We start from the raw sequence: 16,669 nt of genomic DNA, 5'->3' as shown, positions 1-16,669 counted from the left end.
CTCTTGAGCGAATGACGTATAAATACCTCAAAGTTTAAGCCTTCGGGGTAATTATTGGTCACACAGGTTAGCTGCAAAATAACAAATTCTCTTTTGATTCATTTTGAGCGCATTGGTGTGTCTCAGGAGCCTCTTTTTGATATTTTTGACGGACCAGAAGAATTTCTGCGTGACCCTCATTTTTGGCTAAGTATTCCCCAAGTTGAAAAACTTTTTGAAAAAGCTTCGCGCATTTTTTCTGATCCAAATATTGCTCAAACTGTCGCATCACATGCTGTTGAATATCAAACTTGGGGAGCCTTAGACAGCGTTTTCAAAATGATGTCAGCGCCTGAAGATTATTATTCAAATCTTGGAAGATTTTTTTCTTATTTCGTAGCCCCCTTAGAAGATTTTAAAGAGACCGAGCGGGGCGATTCTTTTGTACGTTTTCAATTTCCAGTCGATCGCGATGTTGCGCCTCATATTTTTAATTTTTTAAGAACGGTTTTAGAAAATCTTCCGCGCTATACGGGGCACCCGCCAGTTATTTCAGACTGGAGCGAAATGAAAAAAGAAATGTGGATCAGCTGGGATACCGCCCAACCAAGTCTTTTTGATGTTGAGCCTGGGCAAGTTTTAAACCCAAGACTTATTCAACATCTTACTTCAACTTTAGAATCTAACGAGCGTCAACTCGAAGCAAAAAATCGCATCATCATGCAACAACAATTCGAGCTTGAAAGACTTCGCACCGAACTTCAAACCCAAGTGCGTGAAAAAATATATGCAGAAAAAATGACGGGCCTTGCGCAATTAGCAGCGGGTGTGGCACACGAAATTAATAATCCACTTTCATTTGTTATGAGTAATTTGGGCCGCTTTGATGATTATTTTCACCGACTTCAAACTTACTTTTTAGAACTCGAAAGAAAACTTCTGTTAGGAGACGTAACAGCACCTGATTGGCTCCATGAAATTAAAGAACGACTAGATATTGATTTTGTCATAACAGAAACGCCCAGTATGTTGACCGAGGCAAGTGAAGGGCTTAACCGCGTAAAAGAAATTGTAAAAGATCTTTCAAGCCTTGCTCATCCTAAAACGGGGCGCGAAGAAAAAAAGATCGCTACCGACATCAATAGTATTATTGAAAGCGCGATAAAGGTTTTTAGTGATGAGTTTGGTCAACGCATTAAAATTGAAAAACAATTGTCTTTAGCCGTACACGTTAAAGTGTTTCCAGTGCGCATCAGCCAAGTTTTTATGAATTTACTCAGTAACGCAATTCATGCAATTTTGCAAAATGGTGTGATTGAAGTGAAGACTATGCATAAAGACAATCTTGCGGTTATAGAAATTGCCGATAACGGCGTAGGTATGGATGACACGGTGATGGGGCGAATCTTCACACCCTTTTTCACAACAAAAGAAGTTGGTAAAGGCACTGGTTTAGGATTGAGTATTGCTCAAAGCATTGTTGAAATGCATAAAGGTCGCATTGACGTAAAAAGTGAAAAGGGAAGAGGTAGTCGGTTCATCGTTACACTTCCAATTAATGATTTACACATCGAAGGAGGATCACAACATGTCTAAGATTTCAAAAATTTGGGCGAGAGAAATTTTGGATTCCCGCGGGAACCCCACCGTTGAAGTAGACGTTATACTTCATGACGGATCAATGGGTAGAGCAGCTGTACCCTCGGGTGCTTCCACCGGAGCCTTTGAAGCGTTAGAACTAAGAGATGGTGATAAAACTCGTTATTTTGGAAAAGGTGTTCGTAAAGCCGTAATGAATGTTAATGAAAAAATCACGCCCATACTTTTAGGTCAAGAGGCGACTGAGCAACAAAAAATCGATGAACTGATGCTTAAGCTTGATGGAACCGAAAATAAAGACAACCTTGGTGCAAATTCAATTTTAGGTGTGAGCCTTGCTGTGGCAAAAGCACAAGCCAATTCGCTTAAAGTTCCTTTGTATAAATATTTAGGCGGCAATAATAAGACCTTTAAACTTCCAGTGCCATTAATGAATATTATTAACGGCGGTGCACATGCCGATAATGGCCTTGATGTTCAAGAATTCATGATCGCCCCCGTATTTGGCGGAAGTTTTTCTGAATCTTTACGAGTAGGTACTGAAATATTTCATACTTTAAAAGGTAATCTTAAAAAGCAAGGACTTGTAACTGCAGTTGGTGATGAAGGTGGTTTTGCTCCGAAATTAAAATCAAATTTACATGCACTGGAGCTTGTTGCAGAAGCTGTTGAAATGGCTGGTTACAAATTAGGTACAGATGTATTTTTAGCGCTCGATGTTGCAGCAACAGAATTTTTTGATGGTGAAAAGAAAACCTATCGCTGGGAAAATCGAACAATTGATAGCGTAGAGATGATTAAGATTTATAATTCTTGGTCACAAAATTTCCCCCTAGTCAGTATCGAAGATGGTTTAGCTGAAGATGATTGGGATGGTTGGAAGAATTTGACTTCCCAATTAGGTTCGCGCGTTCAACTTGTCGGTGATGATTTGTTTGTCACAAATCCAAAACGTTTAAAAAAAGGTATCGAGACAAATACAGCTAACGCCATTTTAGTGAAAGTAAATCAGATTGGTTCACTGACTGAAACTTTAGATGCTATTAATATGGCTCACAAAGCAAAGTATCGAACAATTATGTCACATCGTAGTGGTGAAACTGAAGACTCAACCATCGCAGATCTCGCAGTAGCAACGGGTTCTCAGCAAATAAAAACAGGCTCGCTTTGTCGAGGTGAGCGCACAGCAAAATATAATCAGCTACTTCGTATTGAAGAAGATTTAGGTCAAAAGGCTCAGTACTGGGGTAAAAACGCTTTTGCATAACTTCTAGGCGCTAGCTGACAATTTGCGGTATGCATCTATATAGTATGTGTGCAGTTCAACATTCACTTTCTTTGAGTTCATCGAACCAATTGATGTTTTCTAGTAATCTTAATGACTTGTAGGTAACTGTCTTGATTAGTGCCACTCCGGCTCTTTTTACATGGTAATCGGTGCAGGTATGGCTCTAGTTTTGACTTTTTTATGTGTGTTTGAATTCATAACTGTATGTAACGATACGAGATTTTTCTTTTAGACATTTTTACCCGAGTCTGGCATATCCATTGCTCTCCTATACTAAGTCGAAATGGATGTGTGAGGATTTGCACGTAATTAGCGGATTGATCCGCGGAGGAATAGTAAATGAAAAACGCTGTTGTTATAGCAGTTGCCCTGGCCGTAGTGGTTGTAGGACAGGTTGGAGATACAGCTCCAAAGACAACTCGAAAAGTCATTGTTGCACTCAATGACAGTACAACCAATGTTACCGTAACAAACGAAAGTGGTACAGCTCCGGCTCGTTCCACACGTAAAGCAAAAGCACCTGTTCGGGTTGCTCAAAATCAAAAAGCTTCTGGCAAAATTTTAAAGCCAAAAGCTACTGAGAACATTCCAGTTCCCAGCACTACAGAAGCCAGTGAGCAACAATCACCAACAGCTCCAACAAGCAAAACTGGTGTTTTAGCTCCTACTCAGACAGTTAAAACTTCAGCAGGTGAAGTTAAAAAGACTGTTAAGAAAAGCCCCTTCGGTTTTAGATACCGCAGTTACAACGCTATGAACTTAGATTACATCGAAGGTCAAAATCCAAACGGTGACGGCGAAGTTCGCGCTTGGGATCGTTTCGGTTTGACATACTCGTTTACAGATAACGTATCACTCACACTTCAACCTGAAGTGAATCACACATGGTTTGGTGATCGCGATCGTGGACAAGACGATGCAGGTACTGAGCAACCGTATTCAGGTTACATGGGTAATACTAATTTGATTTTAGGACACTCTCAAATCGCTCGTTTAAAAGGTGATATCATTCTTGACGGATCACTCCGTTACGATATTCCCACAAGTGAAATTTCTCAGCGTAACGGTCAACTTGGTGAGACACGCGTAACTGTAGGTCTTGGTCGTGAGTTCGGTAAATTCGAAGTAAAAGCTATGTTGATTGGCCGTAGTTACCTCAATCAATATAATACTTCAGAACTACAAACAAAGAGTTGTGGTGACAGCAAATTGAAATCATGCGGAAAACTCAATAAAGAATTCCGTTTGTATCAATTGGTTGATTTAACCTACAACTTTACAAAACGACTTGGTTTCACATTAGAAACTGGTTTTCAAAATACAACTGTCCATGGTGATGAAGCTACAAACCGAGCCCCTAGCCGCGTAGATCAAATCATTATGAACCCTGAGCTCAGCTACGCAATTAGCGACAACTTTGCTCTTGCAGTTGGTTTATATGAAGAACCCAACATGACAAAATTACCTGACGATGGGTATGTTCCTTTGTCAGTTGCTAACGGTGGCGAAGCTTATTTGCAAACCACAGTTAAGTTCTAATCGTTATTTAGTGATGTAGTTAATGACGGGATCCAGAAATGGATCCCGTTTTTTATTGCGGTCTCTAGTCTTAAGGCTAGAAATTCCAAATCTACTTTTTAATTTTTTGAGTAAGCGCAATACTTACGACGGGGATTTAAAAGTAAATTTAAGGGGGGCTCAATGAAGCATTTAATTACACTTATACTTTCTATGGTTGTAGTTTTTCAAGCTCATGCGAACCAGTCAGTAAAAACAACGAAGAATCCAAAAATAGTAGGTGGTGAGGAAGCGCGACCGGGTGAATTTCCGTTTATGGTCTCGCTCCATGCTGGAAGTCATTTTTGTGGTGGATCTCTCATTAAAAAGGATTGGGTATTAACAGCTGCACACTGTGCGAAGGGTGCAACAATAAAAAAAATCTATATTGGTCTACATAGTCAAACAAGATTGACTGAAGGTCAGGCTTTCACTCCAGTTAGGGTTATTGTTCATCCAAAATTCAACAGCAGCACATTAGATTATGATTTTGCGTTAGTGCAATTAAACGCTCCTTCAAGTGCTAGGCCTATTGATTTAAACATCGAAGAACTCCTTATTCCTGATAATCCAGGTTCTCAGCTTGCAGTGGTTACTTCAGGTTGGGGTTATACAAAAGAAGGTGCATGGCAGCTTGCGGATAAACTGCAAAAAGTCACCATACCTTTAGTTTCTGCAGCTAAATGCAATAAAAGTTATACGGGAAAAATCACAGATCGTATGGTTTGTGCCGGTCTTGATGCTGGTGGAAAAGATTCTTGCCAAGGTGATAGTGGCGGACCACTTTTCGTACGTCATAACAGTGGCAGAGATGTATTGGTGGGTGTTGTGAGTTGGGGAACAGGTTGCGCGCGGCCCATGAAATTTGGAATTTACAGCAAAGTAAATTCAGCAATTGCTTGGATCAATCAACAAGTACGCTAATTAAGAATATTTTTGAAAAGTGAAACCCCAAACCAGTAGTTTATTACTAACTTGGTTTGGGGTTTTTTTTAGTTAATTGAATCGCAGAGTGAATGATCCTGGTCTTTTCTGACGCACTTATTCCATGTCATTATAGTTCTTATGAAGAGTACTATGCGTTGGTTTCAAAATCTATTTGAGCATCCTATTAAAATAGGTACTTTTGCTTTAATCATAGCGTTTGCTAGCCTTTTGGCTGAGGGAACTTTGATTGATCTGTGGAGTTTGAAAAGAGAAAAATTAAAACTCCAGAAACGATACACTGAGCTAAAAGAGCGAAGCCTTGATTTACGAGTAAGACTTGAGCAAGCAAAGAACTCTGACGGCTTTATAGGTCGACAAGCACGGGATAAATTAGATCTCGTGAAAGAAGATGAACTGGTTTTCATCTTCGAGAATGATACTATTTTAGAGACACCTACTGCGTCGCGTTAGGTTAACAAGAATTAAGAAAAATCTTCCTTGACCCTCCCAGTCAGTTCGTCTACCTTGGACTTCAGGTTAATTTTTTAGGAGGGGTAATTAGTATGGCAGCAGGTAAAGTTAAATGGTTCAACGACAGCAAAGGCTTCGGTTTTATTGAGCGTGAAGGCGGTAAAGATGTATTCGTACATTATACAGCCATCAATGGTGAAGGATTCAAAACCCTTCCTGAGGGAGCTCAAGTAGAATTCGAATTGCTCGAGACAGAGCGTGGCCCACAAGCCGCTAATGTTGTAGTGGTTAAAGGCCAGCCAGTTTAAGTTTTTCTTAATAAGAAAATTGAAAAAGGCTCCCATGATGGGAGCCTTTTTTATTGTTGTCACAAAATGCTGCTTGTTTTGGATTACGTGGATGTCGGCGAGTGTCCGTCATCTCGGACATTTTCATTTAAGCCTCTGTTAATTAGCAACGAACAGTTTGGCCTGCCTGCATAAATAACTTTTATGAGAAACAAGATATTGCAAATACCAACTATAGTTGGTATTATAGTTTTTAGAGAACATCTCGCATGCCGATGAGTGGGAAAGAGATGTTAAAGCTTTTTGTAAATCATGGGTGGATAATTATCCGTCAAAAAGGCAGTCATATATTTTTAGGTAAAGAAAATGAACGCGAGACTATACCTATGCATAGAGAACTCAAAAAAGGTTTAGAGAAAAAACTATTAAAGAGACTTCGATCTTAGGAGTAGTGCATGAAATACCACTTTAAAACCCATAAAGAGGGCAAAGGCTATTGGGCAGAATGTCTTGAATTAAGTGGCTGCATGACACAGGCTCATTCAATTGAAGAGCTTAAAAAAAATATGGAAGAAGCACTTAATTTATATTTAGACGAACCTGCTGATTCAAAGCTTCTACTGCCACTTCCAAAAAGAAATTTGCGTGGTCAAAATATTACATCTATTGCAGTCAACCCACAAATTGCCTTTGCTTTTTATCTAAGGCATCTTCGATTAAGCCACAAGATGACACAAAAAGAAGTTGCCAACAAAATGGGGTTTAAAAACCTTTATAGTTATCAACGACTAGAAATTTCGGACACAGCAAATCCACAACTATCTACCTTAGTGCTTATAAAAAAAGTTTTTCCGGAATTCGATATTGAAGAAATTTTGTCTGCATAATTTTACTTATGACCGTTGTGGGAATTGCCCCACTACGACCATAATTCCTGTCCCCAATGAGATTATGTCGTAAATACCTAAAATAGGTTTTTTGACAAGAATTTGGTCAGGCTAAAACTTATAGTGTTAGGTTTTGTAGCTCCTCAAACGTGCGTTCAAATGATAGTAAGTTACTTATAATATTAGCATTTATAAAATAGCCAATAAACCCGTAAGAATGCTCGTGAAAATGGTTTTTGTGGCATCGTAGTTGCTTTGCAGAAACTATATGATGAACTCAATTGCTTTGCTTATTATTGTAGTCAGTTCCATCGCATCAACCTCTTACGTCTTTGCGGCTAAGAAGGTTAAACAAGTTACCGAACAAAAACTAATTATCTATGTTGCTTCTGATTTTGACGGAAATCTATTCGAAGATCGTTGGAAAAAAAATGGGGCAATGCCAGGTCGTCGTGTTTTGTTTCGTCTCAAAGATCGTCCAAGTATGATGGTGAAGCATCAATTACTTCCTGACTCAGTCATTGTAACGAACGTTGATTTAGAGCGCATTAAAAATGATCTTGCTCTCGATGCAGAAACACCAGGTGCTGTAAATTTAGAAGTTACTCTTGAAGACGGATCAAAAATACTTCCAGGTAGGTACTATCTCCGAGACCCAGATTCTTACTTGAATTTTCGCCCCTCGATGCGTGGGGAAAACGTTTTACTTGATGATTTTAAAGAGGGCGAAAAGCGAGTTAAAAAAGAATCCAAAGTCATGCAAGGTCCTTTTTGGGATTACATGATTCATATGCTGGCTAATGAAGAGACAGCAAAAAGATTTCTACTTGTGACAATGCGTTGGCATACAAAACGTGAATGGCTTGAATTTTTTCAATATTTACAAACAAAAAAGTACATTAAAAATCTTCCTGATATGGATAATATTTTCTGCCTTGGTGATCCAAAGTATGACTATCTAGGAAAAACACCTGTTGAAAAAAAAGCAAAACTTCTTGAGCTCATAGCTATCGATATCAATAATAAACCTCCTGGCCCTGATAAACAGGTTTTAGTTTATGCCGATGACAACCAAGAGATGATCAAGGCAGCTGAAGTATTATTAAAGAATCTGGTACTCAGTCACAATGCTCCACGCGTTGCTATTTTTAATTCAGGTCATGATACAGAAGTTAAGACCACTCAAAAGCCTCAATTCTATGAACTCCTCAACAATGGGACATACGGAAATTTTGATATCATGAGTTGCGAGATTAACCTCGGGAAACTTGGTGGGAGATCTCGATGAAAACTTTATTAATTGCTCTTAGCTTATCTTTTGCACTTTCTGTTCAAGCGGGTGTTGTTAAAAAAGATAAATCTGGTTTAAGCACATCGTGTAAAACAACATTGGCAGAGGTTTCTTCAACGGAAGGGCAAAAATACGACGCCAAACATGCTGATGCCTTATCTTTTGCAGAAGAAATAAAAGATATAAAAGAACGATACGCCTGGATTAACGTAAAAGATTATTCTTCAACTGCAAAAGAAGTGCTTCGCAATCACATTATTTTTGAATACGCAAAGCTTTGTAAAAGAATTGGCGTCGAAGCAAAGTTTGAAGATTTAGCTTCTTCAATGGAAGTACCTGAAAACATACTGAGCAGCCTTGTAAAGTCAGGTCGACTTTTTGAAAATTTTGAAGAACTCAAAAAAGACTCTCGTGAGTCTAAACCGTCATCATTTATTCGTGTTATGTCTGATATGTTTCGCTCTAAAGAAAGACGTGACAAGCTACAAAAAGCACTAAAGACACGTACCCGATTTATTGTAGTGTCTGTTGCTGCTGGGGCACCGGTTAACAAATCATTTTTTGATGCACTCTTAAGATATTCAAAAGAAAATGATGCTGAGATTTTAATTTTACCAGTTACCATGATCACCGAAGGCTTGGATCCGCTTTTACTTGATACTCCAGGTGTACATATCGTTACTAATTCTATCGATTTAAGCCCAGAGCTTAGAATTAATAACATTCCCCTTATGGCAAAATTGCGTAATCCACTTATGGGGCTTGATATTTTAGCAGAACGCGGGCAATCACAGATTGTTGGTGCTCCTATCTTGATGAGAAAATTTATCCACACTGCGGATAACGATATTAATCCACATTCGATTAACACGACTGGTTCTTTGACAATGCCCTACTACCGAGGGGATCATCCCATTGGTCAACGTACTGCCTGGCTCACGGAAAATGATCATTTTTTTGGAGCATTAATTGTAGAAAAAACAAATGGTGCAGGTGCAATTTTAAAAGGGCAAAAATTTGCTAAGTTTCACATTAGAAATGTCAGTTACTCAGAGGCTGGCAAAGGTTTTTCTGATGGACGTATGTTTTATACGGCTGAAGGCTCACGGCGTTTAATCATAAAAGCAATTGAATTAGGTGATACTCACGTTGGTATGCATGATGCGATTTATGCGCAGTATCTTGGAGAGCTCATTAGTAAATTTGATCCCGAGATGGTTTTAACCAATGATTTTTTAGATATGCATTCTATCAGTCATCACGAACAAAAAAGCATTACAACAAGAGCTGAGAGATTTAAAAAAGGTGAACTTGATTTAGCAAAAGAATTTCGTGCTGGTGCAACAGAAATAAATGCAATCCATAGTCTGTCAAGCAGAGTTGTTGTGGGTATGAAAAAATCTAATCACAACAATGAGTGGATTCATCGATGGCTCAGTGAAGCTCGATATGTAACTGATCCTATTAATTATGCATTGGGTGTTGAGCTTGCTGCAGCAGCATTGCGTGGTGAAGATCCAGTTGAATATGGTTTGAAAAAATTTGGACTTGAATATCCAAAACGTGTTGTTTTCTTACCTGAAAATTTCAAAATTGGTCCTCGTGGAAGTGCTGTTCAAGCTGGAGCCCATGGTCATGAGGGAGCTGGCGGAAGTAAAAGTGTATCTCCAAAAGCACTTCGTGCAATATTTGGAAAATCCACATCCGGTCACACACATACAGTTAACGTCATAAATGACACGGCAGTTGTTGGAACTTCTACCAAAAAACGAATAGGTTATAACACAGCCCCTAGTAATTGGGTTCAAGGTTTAGGTGTTATCGATGAGTTTGGAAAAGTGCAAGTCTTGGTGTTCGCGGACAATGAAAGCATTTCTGAAGGAAACGTACGTAGCCGCAGTATTGTTTTTAAGGAAAATTATCCTAATATCGTTGAGAATCAACCCATTACTTCTGGTGCCAATAGTTATGACCAACATTCAAGTTACACAGAACGTCTGAACAAGGGTCGACGTAAATAGTTTTTGGTGTTGCAAAATATTGTCGATTAAAATCACAATATACTCATGACCTGGAACAAAGACTCAGTACGAGAACTTAGGCTTAAACTTAAACTCACACAAATAGAGTTTGCCCAAGCACTTGGGTGTCGTCAGCAGACTATTAGTGAATGGGAGCAGGGGATTTATGTTCCTGCTAATGCCTACAGCAAATTACTCAATCAATTAAATCAGCAAGTCGAGATGTCACGACCCCTATTGCATCAAAAACGGGTTGAGATTAAGCCTGAGGCAAAGATTTTTCATGGAGAAGAAGAGCCGACCCTCCGCGCATTTGATCCAACTATTGATTAAGTTCTCACACACTGCTATCTAAACCCTGAAATGAAGAAACTCTATCTAATCGATGTTAGCTCGCTTTTTTTTAGGGCCTATTATGCCATTCGGCAGCTCAATAACTCTAAAGGTGTGCCTACTAATGCACTTTATGGTTTTTTGGCCGCCATCGCTAAAATTCTAAAAGAACATAAGCCCGATGGAATTGCATTTTGTCTTGATCGCCCGGAATCAGGGTTTAGAGAAGAGATTTATCCTGAGTACAAAGCCAATCGTGATGAAGCGCCTGCTGATTTAATTAAACAATTTCCTTATATTCATAAACTAGCTGATGCCCTTTCAATTCCAGCTTTTGAAAAAGCTGGTTTTGAAGCAGATGACATAATTGGTACTCTCACTAAAAAAAGTATGGGTAAAGGAATTGAAGTAACTATTGTCAGTGGGGATAAAGATTTCTCTCAACTCATTGAGCCTGGTGTCAGACTTTTTGATCCATCAAAAGATGCGTTTTTAGATTCAGCGGGTGTGCGAGCAAAAATGGGTGTGGATCCAAATCAAGTTATTGATTATTTGGCCTTGATAGGTGATGCCTCAGATAATGTTCCGGGTGTAAAAGGTATTGGCCCAAAGGGTGCACAAAAACTACTTAATGAATATAAAACACTAGACGGAATTTTTGAGCATGTTGATGAAATTAAAAATGATCGTATTCGCGAAATGCTCAAAACACAGAAAAAAGAAGCCTATCTTTCACAAAAACTTTGTACCATTCACTGCGAAACAGAACTAAATCGTGACCCCAATGATTTAAAAATAAAATCTGTTAATCGTGATTTACTTATTCCGCTCTTAGAAGAATTAGAGTTCAAAGCGCTACTATCAAAATTGTTAGGCGAAAATGCAGAAACTTTAATTTCGGCAAAAAATACTTCAGCCCCTAAGCCAGATGTGAAAGATACATTAGATGATTTGCCTCTTGGAAAGGTGGTACGACCTGCTTCAAATGTAATTGTGACTTCAAAAGTAAAAGAACTTGATGAGTATTTAAAAAAAGAAAATGCAAAAGAAGTTTGGCTTGATGTCACAACTAGAGGTACAGCCCTTCAATGGGGTGGTAATGTATTTCGCTTTGAGGGAGCTACTGAAGATATTAAGAATTGGCTTGATGAGCATTTAAGGGCTAAGAGTTTTAAACTCTCTGGGTTTGATATTAAATCTGCAGCCCATCAATTACGTTTAACTCAAACCTACTTCACTCACATTAATCATGATGTTTTACTTCAGGCATATTGTGTTGGCGAAGGAGGGCCTTTTGAGTTTCAAGACTTACTTAAGAAATATCTTAAACTAGATCTCCCCGAATTTGCACTTCCTGAAGAGCGACTAGATTATGCACAAAGACTTAGTTTGATATTAGAAACCCGATTGGCTGATTCGCCCATGCAAAAGGTATTAGCTGATATCGAGTACCCATTAGTGCCTATTCTCTATTGTATGGAAAAATCGGGGATCATGCTCGACGTAGGACGACTTACTGAATCTTCTGCAGAACTGCTCAAAGAAGCGCAAAGTCTTGAAAAAGAAATTTGTGAAGCAGCAGGATATGATTTTAATGTAGGAAGCCCTAAGCAATTGGGTCAAGTTTTATTTGATCGGCTAAAACTTCCAGTTATTCGTAAAACAAAAACAGGTTACTCAACTGATTCTGATGTGCTAGATGCGCTAGTCGCACATCATCCAATAGCTGAAAAAATTCTTGAATGGCGAGAGATTACAAAATTGCGTTCAACCTATGTTGATGCGCTCCCACGGTTGGTTGATCCTAAAACTGACCGAGTTCATACAAGCTATAATCAAGCACTCACAACTACGGGGCGCTTGAGTTCAAATAATCCAAATTTACAAAATATTCCCATTCGAAGTGAAAGGGGGCAAAAAATTCGCGAAAGTTTTATTGCTCCTCAAGGATGTGTTTTAATTTCTGCAGATTATAGTCAGATTGAACTTCGCATCTTAGCGCATATCACAAAAGATCAGGCCCTTATTAAAGCATTTGAAGAAGATCTTGATATTCATACAGCAACTGCCAGTGAAGTTTTTGGTGTGAAGCTTGATGAAGTTACGTTAGATCATCGGAGAACAGCTAAAGCCATTAATTTTGGTATTGCTTATGGTATGAGTGATTTTGGTTTAGCTGAACGATTAAAGGTTGAGAGAAAGGTTGCCACTGATTTTATAGAAAGATATTTCAAGCGCTTTCCAGGAGTGCAGCGTTACATGCATGAGATTGTAGAGCAGGGAAAACAAAAAGGTTACGTTGAAACAATGTTTGGAAGGCGAAGATATTATCCAGAGTTACAATCTTCAAATGGTCGATTAAGGCAAATGGGCGAACGTGCTGCGATTAATATGCCCATTCAGGGTGCGGCAGCTGACATTATTAAAATCGCGATGATTCAAGTACAAGAAAAACTTCTGAGTATGAAAAAGACTTCTGCTAAGATGCTTTTACAAGTACATGACGAGCTTGTTTTTGAAGTGCAAAAAACTGAAGCTGATGAAATTCAATTACTCATCAAAGAGGTTATGGAACACGCTACAAAAATTAATGTGCCATTAAAAGTATCAATCGGGCAGGGGCTAACTTGGGGCAGCGCTCATTAAGGAAAAAATCAGTACCGTTGCCAACCTACAACTTTACCACTTTCAAAAATCACCACACGTTCTTCACGTTGATAACCTTCTGGTGTTGAAATATATTCCGTGAATTTCCAACGTTCGTTACCATAAAGTTGGCTTCCTGCAACTTCAACAGCCTCGGGTTCTCCCCAACTTTCAATAACCGCTTCTTTAGTCATGCCTAATATAATGTCGCTTTTTGAAACAGCTTCTTTTACGGCGGGAGCAAATTTATTAGTTCTGAAATATATACCGCGCTGCATTGCGTATCGATCGCGTGCATCAGTACTTGGTAGACTCAAAAAAGCCATACGTTCTTCATCGCTGTCGAGATACGGGCGAAAATTATAATATTGTTCTCTTTCTTTTGCAGAGACCAGGCTTCGCTCAAGGCGTTTTAGTTTCATGCGTTTTTCTAGAGCGTCACGTTCATCACCTGAAAGGCTTTTTGAAGGAGAAAGGCCTAGTTCATCTAAGGCATCTAATGTGCCATTTTTTTGCGCGGCATAAGTCGAGTAATCATCGTCACCAGACATTGCAGGTTGATCTGTTTCCAATAATGCGCAGCTTGAAATCAAAAGACTAGACGTTAATGTTCCAAGTACTGCCCAAATTCGAATCATATCAAATCTCCTTATGCGCATATAAACTGTGAAATGCGCTATTCACTCATTATTTTTTTCGGAAAGGTTTGCGAAAAACTGAATAACTTTCTTACACTAAAGAAGAAGGAAATACTTCGTGGCAAGCGACAATACTGATGAGAAAGATAATGAATCGGCTAAAGCGAAGCTCAAGGAGCTTGAACGCACACTGGCCAAAGAACTAGATCAACAAGTAAAACTTGCTGAGCCTACAGATGCACGTCTTGATGGTACTGTTGCGTTGAATCCGACCTTTGACATTGGTCAGATTAAGCCGAAAAAAAATGAATCATCTCCTGGGACTTCTGTTGTAACTGAAAAGGTTGGTGCTGCGACGCAAACTGGAGATAAAAAAGTCGAGGATATCAGCCTTCAAGATGTAGATGATCTTCTTAATCAACTGGATTCGACTTTTCAATCAAGCCTTGCAGACATTAAAAGTGAAATTAGTAAAATCGATGCTCCTCTGAACTTGGAATCAATTTCAATCAGTGCTGATTACCTCAAGGGTGATAAAGATGATGCTTCAGACGATGAAGATGACGAGCTCAGTGCTAGCATTGTAGATGCCTTAAGTGAAGCCGAAGTGGAAGTTGATGTTGATGTTGAGTCAAAAAGTACTCCCACTGGTAAATCTTTTTTTAATGTTTTTATGGGCTTTCTCAGAGCATCTCTAGCCTTGCCCTTAATTTTGGGGCGTCAACTCATTAAAGAACTGCTTTTAATGAAGACGATCCCACCTAAGAATGTACTGCTGGCAATTCCAGGTGCATTATCGCCATTTATTTATAAATGGATTGAAGCGCTTAGGGAATTTATTGAGAAACTTCGCAGTTATTCTTTAACGGCCTATTTAAAGTTCGTAGTATTTTTAGTTTTGATTAGTGCGTTTTGTTTTCTCGTTAGTGACATTATTGTAAACACAAGATCTGACGAAGTAAAAGATCCGTTCTTAAGAAGTTTCTCAGAGGTGGCTCAAGAAATTCAACTTCTTCCGGAAGATGATTCCGGGGAAGATCTTGAGAGTCCGCTCAAGCACCCTGAGTATACCGTGCTTCTCCCTCGAATCATGGCGAATTTAAAACCGCCCTCACCTCGCTATTCACCAATGATTGTTTTTGAACTTTATCTTGAGGCTTCAAATCAAGATTGCGCCATAGAAATTCATGATCGCGAAGTAGAGATAAAAGATCTTATCGAACGTATTGTTGAGCAAATTACTTTTGAAGAAATAGAAAGTGCTCAAGGAAAATTAAGACTAAAAGTACGATTACGTGCTGGGCTTAATCGAATCTTGAATAAAGGCCGTGTTCGGCGTATCTTTTTTAAAAGCCTCAATATTCAAAAGTGACCTCACATCAATCTCATAATGCCTGATACGATCATGGAGAGTGCTCTTGGGGAGTCCTAATTCTTGAGCGGTCTTTCTTTGATTTCCGTGATTAGCAATGAGTCTTGCTTTGATCACTTCACATTCAATTTCTTTTAGCATCGGCATCCCCGAAGCTTTTTGTGAAACTCCTTTAAATAATTTTTTAGGTTCAATTGAGGTAATCGGAACATCTACAAGGTTGCGTATATGTTCTTCTTCTACAAAACTTTGTGGGTACAATGCTTGAGCTCGATTAACTGAATTTTTAAGTTCTCGAATATTTCCGGGCCAAGAATGTTTTTTTAATTTTTCAATAGCGTTAACTGAAAAACGTACTCGACGCTCTTTGCAAAAAGAGTAAAGTAAATCTTCGAAATCTTCCATGCGATCTTTTAATGCGGGAATACTGAGTCTGATGACATGAATTCTAAAATATAAATCTGCACGAAAAAGATTTTCAGAAACCATTTGTTCTAGGTTTTTATGAGTTGCCGTGATGATCCGCACATCAGTTTTAAGCACGCGATCACTGCCCACAGGTTTAACTTCACTATTCTCTAATGCTCTTAAAAGTTTTGGCTGTAAAGAAAGTGGAAGATCACCGATTTCATCTAAGAACAAGGTTCCGCCCCGTGCGGCCTCAAAGGCCCCCTTACGATCACCTGTAGCGCCGGTGAAACTTCCTTTAACATGCCCAAAAAGTTCGCTTTCAACGAGACTTTCTGTGAGGGCACTGCAGTTTACACTAATGAAGGGTTCATCTTTTCGCTCGCTATAATTATGAATCAGATTGGCTAATACTTCTTTGCCTGTACCGCTTTCGCCTTGAAGAAAAACGGGGAGTCCGGTTTTTGAGATTTGTTGGAGTGACTGTAACTTAGCTGACCACTCGGAGTTTTTTGAATGAAAGGGAGAATTGTTTGATACAGGTTTTTTGGTTTGAAATATAAATTCACTAGCCCCTAGGGTAATACGCGCGCCATCAAGTAGTTGGCCTTCGATGATACGGATTCCGTTCACATGTACCCCATTTCGACTTTTAAGGTCTCGGATATAAAAGCCGTAAGGGCGTTTTTCAATTTGGCAGTGCTTTGAGCTAATGTGTGGGTCATTGATTTGATAATCCACTTCAGAATCGCGGCCAATAACGATAATTCCATCAATTAATATAGGGGCCCCTTGGGGAGTGGGTGTCAGATACGCTTGAGTTGAGGTTTGGGGAAATAAATCAGAAATATTGATAGTTTGGTGTTCCATAGTGGTCTTGTCTCCATACAGCTAGAAATTGATTGTTCATTTGCCTATTACAGGAACCATGCCTGCTTGAGATGGCTTTAAATCCATTTAAAACT

General features: G+C 39.1%; 15 protein-coding genes. 13 read left to right on the top strand and 2 right to left on the bottom strand.

The window, feature by feature from the left end; genetic code table 11:
* The first annotated feature begins 93 nt into the window (after positions 1-93).
* From SGI74_05470 to polA, 12 genes are all read left to right on the top strand, one after another.
* On the top strand, positions 94-1,575 hold the full coding sequence (locus SGI74_05470; protein MDZ4676942.1) for an ATP-binding protein: 1,482 nt from the start codon (positions 94-96) through the stop codon (positions 1,573-1,575).
* The gene (eno, locus tag SGI74_05465; protein ID MDZ4676941.1) at positions 1,568-2,845 is read left to right on the top strand and encodes a phosphopyruvate hydratase; all 1,278 of its coding nucleotides are present in this window, start codon (positions 1,568-1,570) and stop codon (positions 2,843-2,845) included. Before SGI74_05470 ends, eno begins: the two co-directional genes overlap by 8 nt.
* 360 nt (positions 2,846-3,205) lie before the next feature.
* The gene (locus SGI74_05460; GenBank protein MDZ4676940.1) at positions 3,206-4,405 is read left to right on the top strand and encodes a hypothetical protein; all 1,200 of its coding nucleotides are present in this window, start codon (positions 3,206-3,208) and stop codon (positions 4,403-4,405) included.
* Positions 4,406-4,567: 162 nt separating this feature from the next.
* Positions 4,568-5,347: a serine protease gene (locus SGI74_05455; protein MDZ4676939.1), complete on the top strand. Its 780-nt coding sequence runs from the start codon at positions 4,568-4,570 to the stop codon at positions 5,345-5,347.
* Between the two features lie 141 nt (positions 5,348-5,488).
* Positions 5,489-5,821: a septum formation initiator family protein gene (locus tag SGI74_05450; protein MDZ4676938.1), complete on the top strand. Its 333-nt coding sequence runs from the start codon at positions 5,489-5,491 to the stop codon at positions 5,819-5,821.
* Positions 5,822-5,913: 92 nt separating this feature from the next.
* Complete coding sequence (locus SGI74_05445; GenBank protein ID MDZ4676937.1) at positions 5,914-6,129, top strand: cold shock domain-containing protein; 216 nt, start codon at positions 5,914-5,916, stop codon at positions 6,127-6,129.
* 248 nt (positions 6,130-6,377) lie between these two features.
* Positions 6,378-6,554 carry a type II toxin-antitoxin system HicA family toxin gene (locus tag SGI74_05440; protein ID MDZ4676936.1) on the top strand — a complete coding sequence of 59 codons (177 nt, stop codon included), beginning with the start codon at positions 6,378-6,380 and terminating at the stop codon, positions 6,552-6,554.
* A 9-nt stretch (positions 6,555-6,563) separates the two neighbouring features.
* A complete protein-coding gene (locus SGI74_05435; GenBank protein ID MDZ4676935.1) occupies positions 6,564-6,995 on the top strand; it encodes a type II toxin-antitoxin system HicB family antitoxin in 432 nt (143 codons plus the stop codon).
* Positions 6,996-7,263: 268 nt separating this feature from the next.
* Entirely contained in the window at positions 7,264-8,283 is a 1,020-nt protein-coding gene (locus SGI74_05430) for a hypothetical protein (protein MDZ4676934.1), read from the top strand.
* Complete coding sequence (locus SGI74_05425) at positions 8,280-10,307, top strand: hypothetical protein (protein MDZ4676933.1); 2,028 nt, start codon at positions 8,280-8,282, stop codon at positions 10,305-10,307. Before SGI74_05430 ends, SGI74_05425 begins: the two co-directional genes overlap by 4 nt.
* Positions 10,308-10,352: 45 nt before the next feature.
* Positions 10,353-10,640: a helix-turn-helix transcriptional regulator gene (locus tag SGI74_05420; GenBank protein ID MDZ4676932.1), complete on the top strand. Its 288-nt coding sequence runs from the start codon at positions 10,353-10,355 to the stop codon at positions 10,638-10,640.
* Positions 10,641-10,670: 30 nt separating this feature from the next.
* Positions 10,671-13,286 carry a DNA polymerase I gene (gene polA / locus SGI74_05415; protein ID MDZ4676931.1) on the top strand — a complete coding sequence of 872 codons (2,616 nt, stop codon included), beginning with the start codon at positions 10,671-10,673 and terminating at the stop codon, positions 13,284-13,286.
* Between the two features lie 8 nt (positions 13,287-13,294).
* On the opposite strand, the gene SGI74_05410 is transcribed toward polA, so the two are convergent.
* A complete protein-coding gene (locus SGI74_05410; GenBank protein ID MDZ4676930.1) occupies positions 13,295-13,924 on the bottom strand; it encodes a hypothetical protein in 630 nt (209 codons plus the stop codon).
* Positions 13,925-14,042: 118 nt separating this feature from the next.
* On the opposite strand from SGI74_05410, the gene SGI74_05405 reads away from it, so the two are divergent.
* Positions 14,043-15,296 carry a flagellar basal body-associated FliL family protein gene (locus tag SGI74_05405; GenBank protein MDZ4676929.1) on the top strand — a complete coding sequence of 418 codons (1,254 nt, stop codon included), beginning with the start codon at positions 14,043-14,045 and terminating at the stop codon, positions 15,294-15,296.
* On the opposite strand, the gene SGI74_05400 is transcribed toward SGI74_05405, so the two are convergent.
* On the bottom strand, positions 15,216-16,574 hold the full coding sequence (locus tag SGI74_05400) for a sigma 54-interacting transcriptional regulator (protein ID MDZ4676928.1): 1,359 nt from the start codon (positions 16,572-16,574) through the stop codon (positions 15,216-15,218). The genes SGI74_05405 and SGI74_05400 overlap by 81 nt on opposite strands.
* Positions 16,575-16,669: the final 95 nt, after the last annotated feature.

Source organism: Oligoflexia bacterium (assembly GCA_034439615.1).
Lineage (GTDB): Bacteria > Bdellovibrionota > Bdellovibrionia > JABDDW01 > JABDDW01 > JAWXAT01.
The sequence above is the reverse complement of the archived record's forward strand: the minus strand, read 5'-3'. Positions and strand labels throughout refer to the sequence as shown.